The following is a 19,377-nucleotide window of genomic DNA, read 5'->3' as shown; positions in this document are numbered from 1 at the left end:
AGATGCAAAAATGACTTGCAAAAAACGCATTTTGTAATAAGCGATATTACAAATGAGGTAAAAGAAATCCACAATAAGCGTATAGCGCTTAATTTATAAGGGTTTAGATTTGTTTAATACTTAATCAGGGTGTTTTTAGCCTATAAATAAGATGCTAAGTTATTGAAAAATATGATTAAACTCGATATCTGTACAAAAAATGAACAATTTAAGAGGGGGCGCCATGTTTTATGGGCTATGTGAGTATTTCTGCAATTTTTCCCCAAAGTTATCCACAGGAAATGTGTAAATTTTTTTTACGTTATTGTGACAATAATAAGCCTGTACAGAAATTAGACAGGCTATATGACAGTTACTACTCTTTAGTTGCACTGGCAACGGTATAGGCAGGGCCTTGTTTATGCTTTTTATAATTACCAAATACTTCTTTAAAAGCTCTTTTCATGAAGTCCCTGAGCCCCGTTATGGTTACAACATAGAAACGGCCACCGGGTGCTAAGCGTTTGTATGCGTCATGAAGGAATATATATAAAAGTTCGTTACCAACCTTTGCCGGGATATTAGAAACGATGATATTAAAGTCAGTCTCGTTCACTTCTGAAAAACCATTACTTAAACGAGCAACGGCGTTACTCAGTTGATTTTTTCGAGCGTTGCGTTGTGCGTAGTCAACAGCTACATAGTCTTTATCCACCATGATGACTTCTCCCTGAGGAGCCATTTTGGCCATGGTTAACCCTAATACTCCGTAGCCGCAGCCCAGGTCGAGACATTTGTCACCAGGTTCGACATCAAGATACTTTAGTAACATGATTGAGCCATCATCTATGGATTTAGGAGAAAAGATCCCCCAGGTTGTATCAAAACTCATAGGAAAGCCGTTGAGTGTGGTATCAACGGTCAGATCTTTTTTCAGTTCGGAAATCTGGTCTTTACTGTAGTGTGCCATGTAGCAACAAGTATGGGCTGGTTAAAAGAGGGCATATTCTAGCACTGAGAAGAGTAAATCCCTAATCAAGCAGTAGGTGGGTGTGTTAAGATCGGCTCATCTTTGACTAGTCAGTATGACTTAATATATGCAACAAGCCCCATTTGTTTTTTTCTGCCGTCCTGGATTTGAGTCTGACTGTGCTGCAGAAGTTCAGGCGATAGCCAATGCTTATGAGTTAGCGGGCTATGCGAACGCACCAACTGATTCAGGATATGTACGATTTTTCCTATTCGATGAGGAAAGTGCCGAACAGTTTTTTGAAATGCTCGATCTCAATGACATTGTATTTGCCAGACAGTGGTTCTGGGCTAAAGCTGAGCTACAGGATTTACCGCTGGAGGATCGAATTAGTCCGATTATAGAAATGAGCTCTGGGGGGGCAACCGGGAACAGTGTATTAGTCGAACATCTCGACAGCGATGAAGGGCGAGAGCTGTCTAAATTCTGTAAGAAGTTTTCGACACCGCTGACTATTGCTCTCGAAAAGCAGGGTCTGATTCATGAAGACAGCGAGTTTCGCCTTCATATATTATTTTTAGCCAATGACCACTGTCTGGTTGGCTACTCTCCTGTTGAGCGTTCCAGCGAGCTTAAAGGCGGTATTCTGCGCTTAAAATCACCCAGACATGCTCCAAGTCGTTCGACCCTAAAACTTGATGAGGCAATTCAGGTTCTAATGTCGAAAAAACAACAGAAGCAGGTATTCCGCCTGGGAAATACCGCTGCCGATCTCGGAGCCGCTCCCGGAGGATGGACTTTCCAGCTGGTCGAGCGAGGTTTACAGGTTTCGGCTGTCGATAATGGGCCAATGGATAAAAAGCTGATGGCGACGGAGCAGGTTGAGCACTTTAAAGCCAATGCGTTTAACTGGTTTCCTGAAAAGCCAGTGGACCTGGTGGTTTGCGATATGGTCGAGAAACCCTCTCTAGTGGCAAATCTTATGGCATCATGGCTGGAAGAACAACATGCCCAGCAGGCAATCTTTAATTTGAAGCTCCCGATGAAAAAACGCTTTCAGGAGGTAGCAGATTGTATTGGCTTAATCTGTGACCGACTTGAAGAGGCTGAGCTTAGCTACCATTGGCAGGCAAAGCACCTATACCATGATCGGGAAGAAATCACCGTGTACTTTAGAGTGAAGTAGGAGAGCTTAGAAGTGACCGATAAAACCATCCCTTTAGGTAAAGAAGTTTCTTACCCTGAGGAGTATGATGCCAGTTTATTGTTTCCTGTTGCCAGACAGGTCAAACGTGATGAGCTGGGTTTAGATAAGAAACTACCATTCCATGGAAGCGATTTCTGGAATGGCTATGAGCTATCCTGGCTTAATAAAAAAGGGAAGCCACAGGTGGCCATAGGTGTTTTCGAGTTTGCCCATGATACTGCCAATATCGTTGAGTCAAAGTCTTTCAAGTTGTATTTGAATTCATTTAATCAGGCTCGCTTTCAATCTTGGGAAGAGGTGGAGAAGCGGTTGCACCATGATCTTACAAAGGCTGCTAACGGTGAGATTCAGGTGTCTCTGTATAGCCTAAGTGACTATCAGCAAAAGTTTCCCGTAATCCAGCCGGAAGCGATGTTAATTGACGAACTGGATATTGAGGTAAAAGATTACGATTATGACGCGAACCTGCTGAAAACTGATACTGGAGTTGTCAGTGAAATGCTACAAAGTGATTTACTCAAAAGTAACTGCCTTATTACATCTCAACCTGATTGGGCGACGGTTTTTATTGAGTATAAAGGTCAGCAAATTAATCATGAGTCATTGCTTCGCTATCTGATTTCTTTTCGTAATCATAACGAATTCCATGAACAGTGCGTGGAGCGTATATTTACCGACATAATGGACTTATGTCAGCCAGAAGAGTTGACGGTTTATGCTCGCTATACGCGCCGAGGTGGTCTTGATATTAATCCTTGGAGAAGTAATGCTAAAGGGCATACAGGTAAGAACTCTCGCTTAGTTAGGCAGTAGCGAACCATTAATGAGTATTAAAATTGCAGGTATAAAAAAAACCAGCCCTAGGGCTGGTTTTTTTTGTTTTAAGCATTGATTATTCTGCGCCTTCCATCAGCTTCTTAATCAATGGTGAGATAATTAACATGAAAACAGCGATACCCATCGCAACATAGCTTACGTTTGTATAAACATCAGCATAGGTTGCTTTAGCTGCTGCAACATCAGTTAATTGACCACCGATAGTTTCTGCACCGGTTGTCTTTGCGATAACACCTGCCAGGAAGTTCGACAGACCACTGTATAGGAACCACGCCCCCATGGTCATACCAACAGCCTGGGCTGGAGCTAGTTTAGTTACCGCAGATAGGCCTACCGGAGAAACCATTAGCTCACCAAGAGTATGAAGAAGGTAAATCAGGAAGATGAAGTATACCGCTGTATATCCGACCTCACCTGAGGCTTCGATACCGCCAACCAGGGTCAAGAAACCGAAACCACACAGGAACACGCCCATGGCGAACTTTACTGGGGTTGGTGGGTTAAGCTTACGCTTCGCCAGGAAGCTCCATAACCACGCCAGAATCGGTGCGAACATAATGATATAAGCAGCATTCAGCGACTGGAACACTGGCGCCGGAACAACCCAGCCCATCATGCTTCGGTCGACCAGGCGGTCTGTGAATAGGTTCAATGAAGAGCCCGCCTGCTCGAACAATGCCCAGAAAGGAATCTGCGCAAGAATGAAGTAAATCGCAGCAAACATACGGTGGCGTTCATCACCTTCAAGTTTGATGATGGCATATGCAATCAGGATAAGGAACATGCCGATACCCAGGAAGCCAAAAATATCGCCCATAATTTCTGCGTTCATCACGAAGAACATTGAAATAGCGATAATGCCGACACCAATCAGGTAGCACATCCACTCGTAATTAAGGAAGGCAAATACTTTCTCTTTTAACTTTGCAGGGTTTGGTGGTTCCGCTTTACCTTCAAGCCACTCGCTCTTCCAGATAAAAATAACCAGACCGAACACCATACCAATACCTGCCAGGCCGAAACCATACGCCCAGCCCCAGACGATACCGATAATACCGCAGGTTAGCGATGATAGTAATGAGCCCAGGTTTATACCCATATAGAATAATGTAAAACCGGAGTCACGGCGTGTATCACCGAATCCATATAGAGAGCCGACGATTGTTGAAATGTTCGCTTTCAGAAAGCCAACACCTGCGATAATCAGGGCTAAGGATAAGTACAAAATGTTGACGTACAATGGTTGCTTTTCGATACGGCTTTGATATTCATTGCCTTCAATTACTGCTGGCAAATTCAAAGCTTCAGCTGAAGATATCTTCAGGTCATGCGGGGCCTTTAGCTTAACCTCTGACTTACCGTTATCACCGGTCAATAGGTATTCGGCTTCTTCACCGCTGCCAGTTTGCGTCAATGTGTACTCATTACCACTATAGCGAATAGTTTTTGTTATAGACTCGGCGCTTGATTGAGAGTTAAGCACTTCATAGTCAAAGCCATCGATTTTAGTTGGAACCTGAGGACCTAGCTGGTAAGAGGCTGACAAGTATAACGTTGGGTTAGTACCGAATGTCATGGCGCGATATTTGCTCATGTTAACGGTGCCTTTAACTCCATCTTTCTCAATAGTCAGAGTCTTTTTATCTTCAACGCCTTGCTCTATCAGCTGATACTCCTGACCATTATAGGTTAGAGTTTTAACTGTTTTATCTTTGCCCTGAGCTTCTTCTGCACCATTCTCAATTGAGTAGTCAAAACCACCAAGCTTACTTGGCAAGCCAAGTGCCGAGGCATTGCCTATTTCTAGCGTTTGGTTACCAAAATTAACATAGCTCTGACCTTTGTCGGTTTTAATTATTTGGCGTGCATCGCCACCTCGACCATCAAGAGTAAGCTGGTACTCTTTATCTGCATAGGTCATCAATTCTTTGGAGCCACTGCCTTCGAAGGCCATCCCGATATGACCCATTACCAGTAATATGGCGCCAAAGGTCACTGCTTTTCGTGTTCCGAGGTATCTATCGGCTAGTGAGCCACCGATAATGGTCATCACGTAAACTAGAGCAGTGTATGCACCATAAAGGATGGTAGATTTCTCATCTGAGAATAAGAAATGCTGGGTTAAATAGATGATTAAAAGGCCTCGCATACCATAGTATGAGAAACGCTCCCACATCTCTGTAAAGAATAGAATGATTAAGCCTCTCGGATGACCGAGAAAGGTCTTTTCATTCCCAGGATTGCTTATATTAGTTTCAGCCGTCATTGTCGGCGACTCCTATCGAATTTGTGAATTAATGCTAAAATTGTGAACTATCGAACTTATAGTTATTAGGTTCTGGGCAGTCCTTCAAAGAAATTTAAGCCCAAAACAGACCCGATTAGTTTAGCGATGAGGCGGCTGAAAGCAAGGAAAATCGGACTTTTTCGTGTCGTTTTGTGTAAAAAATAGGCATCTCTATTTGTCATCAAAGTCATAGTGGAGTATTAGCAATGCAACAGTTTGACCTAAATTTATCCTCCGGAGTTGAGCAGATCGAACTACCAGTGGATGATGAGCATAGAAAAGAGGGAGCTATTGTTAAGTTTCAGAGTGATTATTTAGGCCCGCAGCAAGCCATTGATTTTTATAATAAATTATATAAGCAAGTGGATTGGCAAAAGGAAACCTTATGGATTTTCGGTGAAGAGCGGCTGGTCCCGCGTTTAGTGGCCTGGTATGGCGACCCTGAAGCGGAGTATCGATATTCTGGTAAGCTGCATAAACCGTTGCCTTGGATAAGGCCACTTCAAGATATTAAGGAACAACTGGAGCAAACGCTAGGTTGTTGCTTCAATAGCGTGCTATGTAACTTATACCGTGATGGTTCTGACAGTATGGGCTGGCATGCAGATGATGAAAGGGAGCTGGGTAGCAATCCAGTGATTGCATCGGTCAGTCTGGGAGCTAAACGAGCATTCCATCTTAAGCACAAAAAGAATCCCAAATTGAGACACAAAATGTCCCTGACTTCTGGTAGTCTATTGGTGATGCAGGGTGCAACCCAAAAATTTTGGTTACACCAGGTTCCTAAAGAGCCAAAAATAACAGAAGCAAGAATTAATCTTACTTTCAGAAAGGTTATCCTGTAAAACAAATCTTAATAGTCATCATAAGGAGTTAATGTGTCATTCTTAGCATGTCGTGTTTTTAAAGATCCTGAAATTCATCATGAGCTGGTCGAAATGGAGACGCAACAACTGAGTGAGGGTGATACCTTAATTCAAGTCGATTACTCCAGTATCAATTACAAGGATGCACTTGCAGCGAGCGGCCGTGGTGCCATTCTAAAATCATTTCCGTTGAATGCTGGCATTGACCTGGCCGGTAAAGTGGTTGAAACCACTGGCCCGGGACTCAAAGAAGGCGATGACGTCATCGTCAACGGTTGTGGTCTTGGGGAAAGCTTTGATGGTGGCCTGGCGCAGTTTGCCAGAGTCGACAGTCAGTATGTGATGAAACAGCCAAAGCAATATTCGGGCAGAGATGCCATGATCATTGGCACAGCCGGTTTTACTGCAGCACTGGCTATTTACCGGATGGAGGTCAATGGGCAGACTCCTGATAAAGGCCCCATAGTAGTGACTGGTGCCAGTGGTGGTGTGGGTAGTTTTGCGGTAAACCTTTTAAGTAAAAAAGGCTATGAGACCATTGCAGTAACGAGCCAATCGTCTATGCATGATTACCTGAAGGACTTGGGGGCAACAGAAATTAAAAACCTCAGTGACTTTGAATTAAGTGATAAGCCTTTGTCGAAAGGAGTTTATGGCGGGTTAATTGATAATATTGGCGGAGAAACTCTAAGCAAGTTAATGGCCAATATAGATTTATGGGGCAATATTGCCTGCATTGGTCTGGCCCAGAGTCCGAAGCTGGAGGCAACTGTTCTGCCGCTCATTCTAAGAGGGGTGAGCCTGCTCGGAGTGAGTTCGACTAATTGCCCGATGCCGCTACGGGAACAGTTATGGCATCAGTTTGGAGCTGATAATCCATTGCCGGATTTTGGGAAGATTTTAAGTAAAGAAATTTCCCTGAAAGATGTTTCACCTTATTTTGAAGAGTTAATTGATAATAAACACCATGGTCGTTTGATTGTAAACTGCCAGTAAATATAACAGTAAGAACAATAAATGGAATCGAGCTATCAACTTGAAGCGATAGATCCTGATCGTAGTGTTGTTATCACTGGTAGTCAGCGTCTATCGCGTCATATCCGCGAAGAATTTAATAAATCGCAGGCAGCTAAGGGTAAAACGGTTTGGTCGAGCCTGGAAGTTATGCCATGGTCAGCCTGGAGTTCGCTACTTTGGACCTGGTTGGGTGAACAATGGCCTGCCAATGAGGAGCCGCTACCTTATGTGCTGAGTGAAGCTCAGAGCTCTTATCTATGGCAGGATATCGTAGAACAATCCGACTGGAACAATTATCTATTACAAATCCCAGCTACTGCCCAAAAAGCCTGGCAAGCCTGGCAGCAGTATCAGCAATGGCAACTTGATTTGAATGACTCTGTGCCCTGGGATAAAGACCAGCAGGCTTTTGCTGAGTGGCGAAAAACTTTTACGCATATGCTTGAACAGAATCGCTGGTTGGACAACCCCTCAAGCATGAACAAGCTCATCAAGCATTTTGAACTGATTGGCAAGATGCTTCCCAAAACAATTTATTTGGCGGGTTTTGAGCAAATTAGCCCACAGCAAAAAGCCTTATTCGAGTGTATGAGCGATCTGACGGAGGTGCGGTGGTTACAAAGAGATAGTTCGCAGGCCAAACCGCAAGTATTTCGTTTCAACAGTCTGCGGGAAGAATTTCGACAAGCCATTATCAGAGCCCGGGAGGCAGTTGAAACGGAATTTAGAGACAACCCTCATTTTAAATTCGCTATCGTGGTTCCTGAGCTTGAAAAACACAAGCCTCTACTGGAAAGGCTGTTATGGCAGGAGATGACTCCCTGTCTAAGCATTTCCGACAGCGAGGTTCAGGGCTTGTATGACTTTTCCTTGGGGGAGCCATTAACAAGGCAGCCTATTATACAAACAGCACTGAACTTGATGTCTTTTGCTAACGGTAGTATTGATAAATCAACATTTAGACAAATACTCATGAGCCCCTATTGGGGACTTAACAAAAACACTATTCAAGTCAGGGCTCAGTTAGATAAGAACCTTAGAGAACAACATAAAGAACGTTACACTATAGAAAATTTTGCTTCTCTAGAAAAAAGTTCGCAGCTTGATGAGCTTGCGGCATGCTTGGGTGCAGGGCGTGAGCTGGTCCGTGAAAAGAGAAAAATTACCGACTGGATGCAGGTCCTCCCTGAGTTACTTCAAGTGCTTCAGTGGCCGGGGTATAGAACATTAAATAGTCGCGAGTACCAGATAAAACAAACTTTTTTAGAGTGTTTTAATAGCCTGCGGTCTCATCAGTTATTTTATAAGGACGCTATTAACTTTACGCAGTTGTTATCGTTATTAAAAACGGTGGTTGCTGAAAAAGAATTTCATCAGGAGCAGCCAAAGGCTCCCATTCAGATCATGGGTATATTGGAAACCCTGGGTTTAGAGTTTGATGAGGTATGGTTAACAGGCGCCACTTATCAGGTGTTGCCTGCAAAGCCTAACCCTAACCCTTTTATTGAAAAGCAGCTTCTAAAGCAACATGAAATGCCGGGGAGCTCGAGCCAAAGAGAGTTAGATTATGCTCAGCAGCTAATCGAAAGTCTGTTGTACTCCAGCTCGCGCGTTACTTTTTCTTACCCATTATTTGAGGGAGATAGTGAGCTAATGCCCAGTCCTTTATTGATGAAATATAAGCATCAGGACGTTGCGGCAAGAGCGCTACTGGCACCGGATTATATAGAGCAGTGCAAACAAGAAAGTTATGTTAAATCCTATGAGGATGACAGCGGAATAGAACTGACCGAACATGCAATTAAGGGTGGTACTGGTTTCTTTAAGGATCAGATCAACTGTCCGTTTAAAGCTTATTTGACCTATCGTTTAAAAACCAAAGCATTTGAGGAAGTAGAGCAGGGTCTTAATGCCATGGAGCGGGGTCAGATCGTGCATAAAGTCCTAGAGCGATTCTGGAAACAACAAACGTCCAGTGAGATTATTCATAACCGTGACGAGCCTGAGTTAGCGGATATGATAGAGCCATTACTGGAACAGGTGCTTACAGAATTTAAAGATGAATTGTATTACCTGCAGTTGGATTCATTTTATAACAACGAAAAATCTCGATTATTGAAACAGCTATCCAGGGCACTATTTGTCGACAGCAAGCGATTACCGTTTGTTCCTCTGCATCATGAGCAAAGGCAGCAGATTGAGGTGGCGGATTTGGTCTTTAATTTACAGGTGGATCGAATTGATAAGGTGGACGATGGCCTGCTCATTATCGATTATAAAACAGGTAATGCTCAGAGGAAGTCTTTAATAAGCGAGCCACCTGAAGAGCCCCAGCTGGCTTTATACGCCATTAACCAACATGATGAGCCGGTTGCAGGTGTAAGCTTCTTTAATATAAATGCTAAGGAAGTTCGATATCAGGGTATCGCTGATACCATTGAAAATTTAGCACTGGGAAAACAAAGCGCAACCAAAACGCCAGTGGCTGAACTAATCGATGGCTGGAAACTTCAGCTGGAAGAAGTAGGACAGGCGATAAAGCAAGGTAGGGCTGTTGTTAATCCGCGTAGCTGTGACTACTGTGATTTCAGTTCCGTTTGTCGAATTAATCAGAGACGAAAGGGCTCACTCAATAATGTTCAACAGGGAGGTTCTTATGATTCGTGATCAGCAAGCGCGACGAGACGCGATTAATCATGAACGCTCCTTTATTGTCCAGGCACCAGCCGGTTCAGGTAAAACAGAGTTATTAACTCAGCGGGTGTTAAAGCTACTGAGTGTTGTGGAAAATCCTGAAGAAATCGTTGCCATAACTTTTACGCGTAAAGCTGCTCGAGAAATGCAAAACCGGATTATTGAATCACTGTATGCCGCATTAGAAGAGCAGCCCATTGAAGAGCATAAAATTTTAACCTGGCAATTAGCCAATCAGGTGTTAGAGCGAGATCGCTATTTAGGCTGGGGACTGCTCAGTAGCCCCCAACGATTACAAATTAAGACATTCGACTCCTTGTGCGCTTCTTTGGCCAATCAAATGCCAGTGCTGGCAAATTTTGGTGGCCAGTTAAGCCCAACAAACAATCCTATGTTGCTCTATCAACAAGCTGCAAAGACGGTAATAGACGGAGTCAGGACCAGTGAACCCTGGGCTGAGCATGTATATCGTGTACTGGCTCATACTGACAATAAAGTTCAATATCTTCAGGATTTGCTGGCTCAACAGTTAGCGAAGCGCGATCAGTGGTTGCGTTTGCAGAGTGAAGGAGCGAATGAACGAGCCGTTTTAGAGCAGGGTTTTTCCGATTTATTATTGGTGCAATTAAAGCAGCTTGATAACGTGTTGACTAAAGAAAAAAAAGATAAGCTGCTAGCAGATATTATTTTTGCCTCTGATTATTTTGATGAAAGCCATGAGCTTGCTGGTCTAAAGCAGTTAACGGAGTGGCCGGAGCCGGTAGTCGAATGCTTGCCGCAATGGAAATTAATCATTTCTTTCTGCTTAACAAAACAAGGTAAGCTACGCGCAAGCGGACAGCTACCTCCGCAAACAGTAGCTGAAACCAAGGAAGAGAAACAGCTGATAAAAGCTCGCAAAGAACAGTCAAAAGAATTGTTCAATGAGCTAAAAGAGGAACCTTCGCTAGATGAAAAAATGTCATCGGTTGCAAACTTCCCTGATCTGCATTTTCAAGAAGGTGAGTGGGAAGTTATTGAATCCTTAACAGAATTAATGCAGGTAGCGGCGGCAAGTTTAAAAGTTGAGTTTAAAAATAGTGGTGAGGTTGATTATACAGAAATAGCTATGGCAGCGAGCCGAGCTTTGGGCGACATTAATCAGCCCAGTGAACTGGCATTGAAGCTGGACTATTCGATATCCCACATACTGGTGGATGAGTTTCAGGACACTTCCTTTAGCCAGTTCAATCTAGTCGAACAGCTGACCGCTGGCTGGCAGCCAGATGATGGACGCACTTTGTTTGTTGTCGGTGATCCCATGCAGTCGATTTACCGGTTCCGTGAAGCTAATGTGGGTTTATTTATACAGGCAAGAGAGCATGGTATTGGTGATATATCTCTAGACTTCCTGCAACTAACCAGTAACTTCAGATCGAGTGAAAAGGTTGTGAATTGGGTAAATAAAAGTTTTGAAAAGGTCTTCCCCAATTATGACGACCCCGTTCTGGGCGCGGTTACTTTAGCTCAAGCTGATGCCACTCAGGATGAAACATCTGGAGATGAAGTCGAATACAAACTATTTTTTGATGACGATAAACTGGCTCACGAACGTGAGGCTGATTATATTGCCAGCTCTATAGAGTGGTGTCTAAAGAATTATCCTGAACAGGATATTGCGGTACTTGTCAGAGCAAGGAACCACGGAGAAGAAGTGATACAGTCACTACGCGAACGTGGAATTCCTTACGTTGCTGAAGAGTTCGAGCAGCTTGAGCAAAAGCAGCCGGTTCTTGACCTGCTTACTCTATTAAGAATATTACTCCATCCTCTGGATAAAGTGGCTTGGATCGCACTCTTTAAGTCCCCCTGGTTTGGGCTAAGCTTGAGTGATATCACACTTTTAGTGGAGCAGTTCGAAGATGACTTATCACTGGTAACCGAGCAGTATGCTAACGTTACCGGGCTCTCGCAAGAAGCAAGGACATGTCTAGAAAGACAGGTTCCGGTTTTGAAACATCATCTAAGTTCTATTTATCAACAGCCGCTAGCAATTCAGCTGGAAAGTTTTTGGTTGCAATTGGGTGGAGCATTAGCTCTGGATGACGATCAATTGGAACAACTGTATACAGCTTTGGATTTCATTTCAGACTTTGAGCAACAGACGATTATCAGTGACTACCATACCATAGAAGATGCTTTAAGCCAGCTGTTCTCTCCTCCAACCCGTTCAGAAAATTGCCGTGTGTCTATTATGACCATGCATAAGTCTAAGGGCCTGGAGTTTGATACCGTTTTTTTACCTCGGCTGGACAAAAAGAGTGGAGCTAACGATAAATCATTGATGGTATGGGAGGAGTTCCCAACATCGGATGATCGCAGTCAGTATCTTTTGGCTCCCGTAGATCAGGCTGGAGAATTAGAGTCACTATATAAATTGGTCAGTCGGTTCTCCAAAGAAAAAGATCGACTTGAAAGTGCGCGTTTACTTTACGTTGCTGCTACACGAGCTAAGAGGCGTCTTTATTTAACTGGTTGTGGTAAGTCTAATTGGAATGCAAAGAAAGAAGAGTGGGGCTTATCGAAATTTGATAATTCAGCCTTGATGAGTTTATTGGCTCCAATTTATGAGAACCAAATTCAAGCAGAATTTATGCGGTTTCAGGAGCGGGACATTCAGCCAGCTGAACAGGAAGAAGAAGTATTCGAACAGGGTTGGTTAAAACTCATGCCTGAATGGAAATATCAGGCAATTAATTTGCCAGTTCATAAAATGAACTTTGAATTGGCCAAAACTGAAGTTCAGGAACTGGAGTTTGACTGGGCAACTGATGTTGCTAAAACGATTGGTATTTTAATTCATAGGCAGTTGGAGTTGATAGCCAATAAACAGTGGCAGTTAACGCGTGACAATATAGAGCAATTTGCTACAAGAGCTTATCAGCAATTGAAAACCAGCGGTTATGATGAGAGTCGTGCTCAATATGCCAGGGAGCGTTTAACCGAGGGCTTATTGAATGTTTCTGAAGATGATCGCGCGCGGTGGATATTACAGCCACACCGAGAAGCGCGTTGCGAGCTGGCTTTGACCGGAAATATTGATGGTGACTATAAAACCTTTGTAATCGACCGGACATTTGTTGATGAAGGTGGTACGCGCTGGATCATTGATTATAAGTCAGGTTCTCATCTGGGTGATAACGTAGAAAACTTTATAAGGTCTGAAGTTGAACGTTATCAGCCCCAGCTAGAAAATTATAGAGAGTTGATTAAGGCAGTCGATGATAGACCGGTTAAAACCGCATTATATTTTCCAATGTTAAAGCATTTTGAATTACTAAGTTAGCGGAGAACAAAATGAAAGAAGTCATTGATACGGGACGACTATTATTACGTCCCTTGAAAGAATCTGACTTTGAAGATTATTGTGACTATGCGATGGATCCTGAAGTCATGAAATATATTATGCCGGTTTCATCTAAAAAGGATGCCCACCAGCTATTCCTAAACCACTTTGGAGAGTGGACCGGTGAAGAAGGACGATGGATGGGAGCAGCCGTGGTACTAAAATCGGAGCCTAAGCTGATAGGGGATATTGGGTTTCGTTACGTTAATAAATACCACGAGCAGATTGAAATCGGTTATAAGTTCAATCGGAATTATCATGGTAAAGGTTTTGGAACTGAAGCTACTAAGGCGATGTTAAAGATAATAGTAAGAGATTGGCCATGCCATAAAATTGTTGCTTACTGTGAACCTAGAAATATCGCGTCATGGAAACTGATGGAGCATTTCGGGATGGTGCGAGAAGCTTATTTCAAAGAACACTTTAAATTTGATGGACGCTGGCAAGATGAAGTGGCATATGGATGTCTGACACGGAACCTTAAACTTTAAAAAGGAGCCTGTTGGCTCCTTTGTTTTTTCAAAAGAATCAAGAGTTATGCGCTTTGCTTTGAAGCGATCCATTCCCGTATTTTAGTTTTCAAAACCGGCATTGGTAATGCTCCGTCAATCAAAATTTGGCGGTGGAATTCTCTAATATCAAATTGTTCGCCAAGTTTTTTCTCCGCTTCAGCTCTTAATTCAGTAATTACTCGCTGCCCTACCTTGTATGAAACAGCCTGTCCGGGCCATGCTATGTAGCGCTCAACTTCTGAGACAACATCGGTATCGGCCATCGATGAGTTTTCCATCATATAATCAATGGCTTTTTGGCGGGACCAGCCTTTTGCATGCAGACCCGTATCAACCACTAAGCGCATTGCGCGGAGCATTTCATCGCTTAAGCGGCCATAATACTGCATTGGGTCAGTAAACATACCCATCTCTTTACCAATTGACTCAGCATATAAAGCCCAGCCTTCAGAAAAAACGCTTAATCCCCCGAAGCGTCGGAACATTGGTAAGCCTTCAACTTCCTGCTGCAGAGAGATCTGAAAGTGGTGTCCTGGTGCCGCCTCATGCAGAGATAAAGTTTCCATTCCAAATTTCGGCTGGCCTTTGAGATTGAAGGTGTTGACGTAGAATATGCCCGGACGACTGCCATCTGAACTGCCTGCCATATAAGACGCACCTGATGCTGATTCGGCACGGAAAGCTTCTACCGCTCTAACTTCATAATCTGATTTGGGTTGAACATCAAACATTTTCGGTAATAGCTTATTTACTTTGGCCTGAAGATCGCGATATCCCTGTAAAAGCTCCTCTTCATTATCGTAATAAAATTCAGGGTTAGACTGTACATAAGCGAACCAGTCGCTGAGGCTGCCTTCGAAGTTTTCCTGCTTCATGACATTCTGCATCTCGGCTCTAATTCTTGCGACTTCCTTTAGGCCAAACTGGTGTATTTCTTCTGCAGACAGATCGGTAGTAGTGAACGTTTTAAGTTGATAGTTGTACCAAGCTTCACCGTTAGGTTGTTCACTTAAGCCAAATGTATTACGTGCGTGTTGTAAGTAATCCTCTTCAATAAAATCATGTAAGCGCTTATAAGCTGGCACTATGTCCTCTGCAATCACTTTTGTGTAGGCTTCCTTCAAACGTTTTTTATCTTCTTCAGAAAAGTCTTCTGGGAAACTCTCAATAGGTTGGAAGAATATACTGTCGGTTGGTGAATCAACGATATGGGCCTTAACCTGAGGTAAGACTTTTTCCATTAAGGCTTTAGGCTGCACGACATTTTTTTCAATACCCTGGTTCATATTAACAATAAGCTGATCCAGGATCTTCACGCCGTCATCAATACGCTTTAACCAGTTGTCGTAATCTTCAACTGTTTTGAATGGCTGTAGGCTTTGGCCTGATCCCAGTTGGGCAAAAAAGCTGGTCAGGTTATTAGACTGATTAAGCGGAATCAGGTGCCCGGGGAACTTTTCCCCTTCAAGAGCCAATTCGGATTGATAAACAAAGACATCATAACTTAAGCGGTCTTGTCCAGATAACAGGGTACGGTCGATTTGCTTGACTTTTTGCAGCCAGCTGGCTGTAAAGTTGTGCATTTTCATTCTGTACTCTGCGGATAAAAAGTTTGGTAGCTGGTCGTTATATCGGTTGTCGCCGATGGCTGTAGCTCGAATGGGATTGAGCTTTAAACTCTGCTCGAAATTTTCAGCAAAAAGTTGATTTAATTTTTCGGAAGCTTCTTCTGCAGTCATTGCCTCTGACTGTCCAGCCGTAGTTTCAGCTTTTTGAATTGGTTGGGAGTTTAGAGTTTTGGCCTCTTCATCCGTGCATCCCACCAGTGCTAAAGCAACACTAAGACTAATTAATGTAAGTTTCTTATTCATTATAAAATTCCATTGTTGTGACGTGTTGTTGTGCTGTTAAAAACATTACCACAAAAAATCAGTGCGTAGCGGGCTTGAAATATCTTTTTACACATCTCATGGGATATGCAATTATACTGGTCAGTCCAGATTGAAATGTACTTCAGGCAAAACTACATAGGGGATAGTTTAATGAGTGAGAACAACCGACTAGCCAGGCTGGTAAAAAAGATAGAAAGTCTGCCTGGTTTTTTACAAAAACCAGCTCTTAACTTTGCTCTGCGTCGAACCGTAAAGCTGGTGGGAACCGCCAAAGTTGAAGTCCTTATGTTGACTAAAGCACATTCCGAGTTCAGGCTGAAAAATAGGACTAAAGTCCAAAATCATATCGGCACCATTCACGCAGCCGGTATGGCCCTTATTGCTGAAACAGCCACTGGTATGGTTGTTGGTATGAATGTTCCCGACGATAAGGTTCCTGTCATAAAGACTCTGAAGGTTGACTTCCTAAAGCGTGCTAAAGGGGATCTGGTTGCAAAAGCTCATCTTACTGAACAGCAAGTTAATAGTATTTTGACTTTAGAGAAAGGGGAAGTAGAGGTTGCTGTATCAGTTACTGATGAGGAAGGGAAAGAGCCTATTAATTGTCAGATGATTTGGGCGTGGACACCAAAACGTTCATAAAAGAACAGTTTTGGTTTGCTTAATTTATCGCCTTTGAATCAAGACAATCAACTTTAAAGCCAACTCAAAATCAAAATATACAACTTTTCTTTTGAAATTGACCAGATGACAGGGTTTATGGCTATGAAGTAGCCCCGTGATTGGTTAAAATATGCCCCTTTTGCGTAACAAAGAGCGGTAATACCGCATATTACGGCAATAATTTGGGGCAGTATGTTAGAAGTTAATCCAATAAGAGAACATTTAAAAGATATGTCTGAGCGTGTCGAAACGCTTAGGGGGTATCTTTGACTTCGATGCTAAGAAAGAGCGTCTAGAGGAAGTCACAAGAGAGTTAGAGCAGCCTGATGTTTGGAATGATCAGGAACGGGCACAAGCCTTAGGTCAGGAGCGAGCCAAGCTAGAAGCGGTGGTTGAAACTATCAGTCAACTCGAGCAAGGCGTAACCGATCATTTAGACCTGCTGGAAATCGCTGTGGAAGAGGATGATTCCGATAGCGTTGAAATGATAGAAGACGAAGTCAGCGGCCTCGAAAAAATGCTGGCAAAGCTGGAATTTCGTCGCATGTTCTCTGGTGATATGGACGATAGTAATGCCTACCTTGATATACAGGCCGGTTCTGGCGGAACGGAGGCTCAGGATTGGGCGAGTATGTTGTTAAGAATGTATTTGCGTTGGGCCGAGAGTCGAGGTTTTAAAGTTGAGGTCACGGAAGAATCTGATGGAGATGTCGCTGGCATTAAAAGCGCTACCATCAAAGTTGACGGAGAATATGCGTACGGTTGGCTTCGAACTGAAACAGGTGTCCATCGTTTAGTACGAAAGTCGCCTTTTGACTCTGGAAACCGTCGCCATACATCTTTTGCCTCGGTATTTGTTTACCCTGAGGTGGACGATGATATTGATATTGAGGTCAATCCGGCGGATTTGAGGGTAGATACATACAGAGCCAGTGGTGCAGGTGGCCAGCACGTTAATAAGACAGATTCCGCGATTCGACTGACTCATGTTCCAACAGGTATTGTGGTTCAATGCCAGAATGATCGTTCCCAGCATAAAAACCGTGCTGAAGCGATGAAAATGATGAAAGCTAAACTCTATGAGCTTGAGATGCAAAAGCAGCGAGAAGAGCAGCAAGCCCTTGAAGAGTCTAAGTCGGATATCGGCTGGGGCAGTCAGATTCGATCTTACGTTCTTGATCAATCGAGAATTAAAGACCTGCGTACTGGACATGAGTCCAGCAGTACTCAAGCTGTATTGGACGGTGATTTAGATGACTTTATCGAGGCATCTTTAAAGGCAGGTGTGTAACTTACTGCTCTCGTAACGGTCATAATAAAATGATGCTAAGTTTTGAGCGTATGACTATGCGCTAGCTAACGCTAGGAAATCAAACCTGAAGGGTGCGATACTGAGTGATTAGCGACATTTATTTTCACAGAAAAATGATGTGTGTTTTTGTACCGTTTATCGGTACTTGTTTTAATGATTAAGTAATTAACTTGAGGTGAAGAGAAAAAATGAGCAATCAAGAAACCCCAGTCGTCGACGTCAACGAACAAATTACATTGCGTAAAGAAAAGTTGGCGGAGAAACGAAAACAGGGGATTGCCTTTCCGAACGACTTCCGTCGTGACTCCCTGGCTGCTGAGATCGCTGCTGAATACGGCGATAAAGAAAAGCCTGAGCTGGAGGAAATCGGTAAGAAGGTAAAGGTTGCTGGTCGTATCATGTTATTCCGTAACATGGGTAAAGCGAGCTTTATCACCATTCAAGATATGTCAGGCCGAATTCAGTCTTACGTGCGTAAGGATCAGGTTGGCGATGAAGTATATGATGACTTTAAGACTTGGGACATTGGCGACATCGTTGGTATTGAGGGTACGGTATTTAAAACCAATAAAGGAGAGCTTTCAGTCAAAGCTTCTGACATCAAGCTTTTGACCAAGTCTTTGCGTCCACTACCTGATAAATGGGGTGGTTTATCGGATCAGGAAACCCGTTATCGTCAGCGTTACGTCGATCTGATCGTGAATGAAGACTCTAGAGCAACGTTTATAGCTCGTTCAAAAGTGGTGAAAGCGATCCGCGACTTTTTAGAAAATCGAGACTTCCTTGAAGTCGAAACTCCAATGATGCACGTCATTCCTGGTGGTGCTACCGCGAAACCATTCGAAACGCATCATAACGCTTTGGATATGCCATTATTTTTACGAGTTGCACCTGAGCTATACTTAAAGCGTCTGGTCGTGGGTGGTCTTGAGAAGGTGTATGAGATAAACCGTAACTTCCGTAATGAAGGCTTATCGACTCGTCATAACCCTGAATTCACTATGTTGGAATTCTACTGGGGTTACGCTGATTATAATGACCTAATGGATTTAACTGAAGAAATGCTACGTTATACAGTTGAGTCAGTATTAGGTACGACAGTTTTTGAAAGTAGTGGTGAGACTTATGATTTCGGTAAACCTTTTGAGCGTATGACGGTGCTTGAAGCGATTGTTAAGTACTTACCCGAAGTCACGGTTGACCAGCTGAATGATATGGAATCCGCAAAGAAAGTTGCTAAGGCCTGTAATGTAAAAGTTGAAGATAGCTGGGGCTTGGGCAAGATTCAAATTGAAATCTTCGAAGAAGTCGCTGAGCACAAGTTGATCCAACCAACGTTTATAACGGCTTATCCAGCAGAAGTCTCGCCTCTGGCTCGTCGTAACGATGAAAACCCATTTGTTACTGACCGTTTTGAGTTCTTTGCCGGAGGGCGCGAATTGGCGAATGGATTTTCAGAGTTAAATGATGCTGAAGATCAGGCAGAGCGCTTTAAAGCTCAGGTTGAAGCGAAAGACGCTGGTGATGATGAAGCGATGCACTATGACGCTGATTATATCCGTGCCCTGGAGTATGGTCTTCCGCCAACAGCAGGCGAGGGTATTGGTATTGATCGTCTGGTGATGTTGTTAACCGACAGCCCATCAATTCGTGATGTACTATTGTTCCCTCACATGCGTCCAGAGTAACAGTTAAGGGCCCGCTACTGCGGGCTTTTTTGTAACTAACATTTTTTGATTCTAGTTAGAGAAGAGGT

The 19,377-nt window shown here is 43.3% G+C and carries 13 protein-coding genes; 10 read left to right on the top strand and 3 right to left on the bottom strand.

What is annotated here, in order from left to right:
- Positions 1-355: 355 nt before the first annotated feature.
- Positions 356-949 carry a class I SAM-dependent methyltransferase gene (locus tag KS2013_RS08670; protein WP_068992573.1) on the bottom strand — a complete coding sequence of 198 codons (594 nt, stop codon included), beginning with the start codon at positions 947-949 and terminating at the stop codon, positions 356-358.
- A gap of 127 nt (positions 950-1,076) precedes the next feature.
- Here KS2013_RS08670 and rlmM point away from each other — a divergent pair, with 127 nt between their 5' ends.
- Positions 1,077-2,135 carry a 23S rRNA (cytidine(2498)-2'-O)-methyltransferase RlmM gene (rlmM, locus tag KS2013_RS08665; RefSeq protein WP_068992570.1) on the top strand — a complete coding sequence of 353 codons (1,059 nt, stop codon included), beginning with the start codon at positions 1,077-1,079 and terminating at the stop codon, positions 2,133-2,135.
- 12 nt (positions 2,136-2,147) lie between these two features.
- Entirely contained in the window at positions 2,148-2,969 is an 822-nt protein-coding gene (gene queF / locus KS2013_RS08660; RefSeq protein WP_068992568.1) for an NADPH-dependent 7-cyano-7-deazaguanine reductase QueF, read from the top strand.
- A 79-nt stretch (positions 2,970-3,048) separates the two neighbouring features.
- Here queF and KS2013_RS08655 read toward each other — a convergent pair whose 3' ends face one another.
- On the bottom strand, positions 3,049-5,259 hold the full coding sequence (locus KS2013_RS08655) for a peptide MFS transporter (RefSeq protein ID WP_068992565.1): 2,211 nt from the start codon (positions 5,257-5,259) through the stop codon (positions 3,049-3,051).
- Positions 5,260-5,486: 227 nt separating this feature from the next.
- Here KS2013_RS08655 and KS2013_RS08650 point away from each other — a divergent pair, with 227 nt between their 5' ends.
- Genes KS2013_RS08650 through KS2013_RS08630 form a run of 5 tightly spaced genes read left to right on the top strand, consistent with a single transcriptional unit; the run spans position 5,487 to position 13,733 of the window.
- The gene (locus KS2013_RS08650) at positions 5,487-6,125 is read left to right on the top strand and encodes an alpha-ketoglutarate-dependent dioxygenase AlkB family protein (RefSeq protein WP_068992562.1); all 639 of its coding nucleotides are present in this window, start codon (positions 5,487-5,489) and stop codon (positions 6,123-6,125) included.
- A 33-nt stretch (positions 6,126-6,158) separates the two neighbouring features.
- On the top strand, positions 6,159-7,142 hold the full coding sequence (locus KS2013_RS08645; RefSeq protein WP_068992559.1) for a YhdH/YhfP family quinone oxidoreductase: 984 nt from the start codon (positions 6,159-6,161) through the stop codon (positions 7,140-7,142).
- Between the two features lie 21 nt (positions 7,143-7,163).
- A complete protein-coding gene (locus KS2013_RS08640) occupies positions 7,164-9,830 on the top strand; it encodes a PD-(D/E)XK nuclease family protein (RefSeq protein ID WP_068992556.1) in 2,667 nt (888 codons plus the stop codon).
- Entirely contained in the window at positions 9,820-13,182 is a 3,363-nt protein-coding gene (locus KS2013_RS08635) for a UvrD-helicase domain-containing protein (RefSeq protein ID WP_068992553.1), read from the top strand. Before KS2013_RS08640 ends, KS2013_RS08635 begins: the two co-directional genes overlap by 11 nt.
- A gap of 11 nt (positions 13,183-13,193) precedes the next feature.
- Positions 13,194-13,733, top strand: a complete 540-nt coding sequence (locus KS2013_RS08630; protein WP_068992550.1) for a GNAT family N-acetyltransferase — start codon at positions 13,194-13,196, stop codon at positions 13,731-13,733.
- Positions 13,734-13,777: 44 nt separating this feature from the next.
- On the opposite strand, the gene KS2013_RS08625 is transcribed toward KS2013_RS08630, so the two are convergent.
- Complete coding sequence (locus KS2013_RS08625) at positions 13,778-15,625, bottom strand: DUF885 domain-containing protein (RefSeq protein ID WP_083217825.1); 1,848 nt, start codon at positions 15,623-15,625, stop codon at positions 13,778-13,780.
- A gap of 171 nt (positions 15,626-15,796) precedes the next feature.
- On the opposite strand from KS2013_RS08625, the gene KS2013_RS08620 reads away from it, so the two are divergent.
- The 3 genes from KS2013_RS08620 to lysS all read left to right on the top strand — a co-directional run bounded on the left by KS2013_RS08620 (position 15,797) and on the right by lysS (position 19,309).
- The gene (locus KS2013_RS08620; RefSeq protein ID WP_068992544.1) at positions 15,797-16,288 is read left to right on the top strand and encodes a DUF4442 domain-containing protein; all 492 of its coding nucleotides are present in this window, start codon (positions 15,797-15,799) and stop codon (positions 16,286-16,288) included.
- 213 nt (positions 16,289-16,501) lie between these two features.
- Positions 16,502-17,600, top strand: a protein-coding gene (gene prfB / locus KS2013_RS08615) for a peptide chain release factor 2 (RefSeq protein WP_156768985.1) whose coding sequence is annotated in 2 segments (ribosomal slippage) — positions 16,502-16,576 and positions 16,578-17,600 — 1,098 coding nt in all. Because the reading frame shifts where the segments join, the coding sequence is not laid out codon by codon here.
- A 209-nt stretch (positions 17,601-17,809) separates the two neighbouring features.
- Complete coding sequence (lysS, locus tag KS2013_RS08610; protein WP_068992538.1) at positions 17,810-19,309, top strand: lysine--tRNA ligase; 1,500 nt, start codon at positions 17,810-17,812, stop codon at positions 19,307-19,309.
- Positions 19,310-19,377: the final 68 nt, after the last annotated feature.

Source organism: Kangiella sediminilitoris (assembly GCF_001708405.1).
Classification (GTDB): Bacteria; Pseudomonadota; Gammaproteobacteria; order Enterobacterales; family Kangiellaceae; genus Kangiella; species Kangiella sediminilitoris.
Note: the sequence above shows the minus strand (reverse complement) of the source record. Positions and strands in the feature narration are given on the sequence as shown.